Origin of the sequence: Aneurinibacillus aneurinilyticus ATCC 12856 (assembly GCF_000466385.1) — a bacterium.
Taxonomy (GTDB): Bacteria; Bacillota; Bacilli; order Aneurinibacillales; family Aneurinibacillaceae; genus Aneurinibacillus; species Aneurinibacillus aneurinilyticus.
On the sequence record NZ_KE952828.1, the window covers coordinates 10,923 to 12,331 of the forward strand.

Sequence of the window (1,409 nt, forward strand, 5' to 3'; positions counted from 1 at the left end):
CGCGTAACTTGGCTACAGCATCCTTGTTATCGAAGACTTTAGCAAGCAGCTGCTTTGCGTCTTCCTCGGAACGGACAATGAGTTGTTCTCCTTTCGAATAAAGCACGACCTTTTTATTTGGTGCAGGTTTATTCTGTCCGTCAGCAAGCTCTTTGCCGCTCATTGTATCAACTGATTTACCCGTTTGCGGCTGGAAGTATCCGAAATTTTGAAAATCATAGCGCAGAACAGGCTTTGTTGTTGTTTTCTCCGGCGAGCGAGTATATTTTTCCGGCTGTGCTTCCATATAACTTAGTCCTACACTGTCAGTGGTAGCAATTTTTTGCTTAATTTCTTCTACGGACAGGGCGGCGTCTGGCTTTGGTACAGTAACCTTATTCAGATCGATTGGTTCGTATGTATAGCTTGTGATATGACCGAATGCATCAACGCCAATGCGCGGCCCGACATCTCCTTCTACAGGAATACCATTTAGAATAAGCGGAAATTGCGCATGACGCTCTCTCCATGACGTTTGCGTACCGTCGTCATTGTGAGTGGTGGAACCGCTGCTGCTACGGGATACAGGCTTGCCAAATTGTTTCCTGTCTTCTGTGCCAAGCCACTGGGTGAGAAACTTCTCTGCTGACTCATATGTTAGCTTAAGCGAAGGGAGTTTGTCAGACGACCAGGCGGCAGCTTGTACATTTAACAAAAGCAATTCTCCGGTTTTTTTATCAAATTCCAGATGAGCACTCATGCCTTCTTTCGAATTTTTGAGTTCTTCTTCTTTTTTGTCGCTAAGATACACTCGAAAATGCTGATTATCCTCTCGATTAGTACTTGTAATTATATGCAATTTTTTCAATTCCGGTTGAAGTGTGAACAACCTGTCCATCGTTTTTTGCACGGCAGGCGGAATAGGGGCAAGATTTTCTGATGCTGCGTCTGATGTGTTCGCTGTAGCTGATTCTGTAGGCTGGGCTTGAACCGCTTCACCTTCTGCTGCCAATACAGGTGCAGCAGGTACGAGCGAGGAGGCCAACAACAGGGCAGCCAACGGCAATGAATGTTTCATTACAACTCTCCTTTTTAAATGTTTTAAGTAGAAACTATTTTTATCATATGAAAAATCAGGGAAAAATCAACCGTTTTATCAATATTGACTTGTAAAATGTCAAGGGTGTTGATTATCCAGTATGAGCCAGAGTAGGTCGTCACCACACCGTGCCCCAAACGGGCGTCGGTTCGTCTCCCGCCCCGAAGCGTAGAGGACCGCTTTTTGCCCCAGCCAGGCGGGACCGCAAGGGCCGCTTTTTGCCTCAGCCAGGCGGGACCGCAAAACATCTGGGTAGAGGCAAAGAGGGAGACAATTGCCGTCCTTTTTCGCCTAGCTGGGCAATCGCTCGGGAAGGGAGACGAAAGGCCTT

Annotated in this window: 2 protein-coding genes; both read right to left on the reverse strand. The window is 46.8% G+C overall.

Annotation, left to right across the window (positions count from 1 at the left end; translation table 11 throughout):
• Nucleotides 1-1,057: hypothetical protein (locus HMPREF0083_RS28790; RefSeq protein WP_021622662.1), on the reverse strand; the 1,057-nt coding region annotated here is incomplete at its 3' end.
• A 23-nt stretch (nucleotides 1,058-1,080) separates the two neighbouring features.
• Nucleotides 1,081-1,409 (reverse strand): hypothetical protein (locus HMPREF0083_RS29055; protein ID WP_209421086.1); only part of this gene is annotated, 329 nt, incomplete at its 5' end.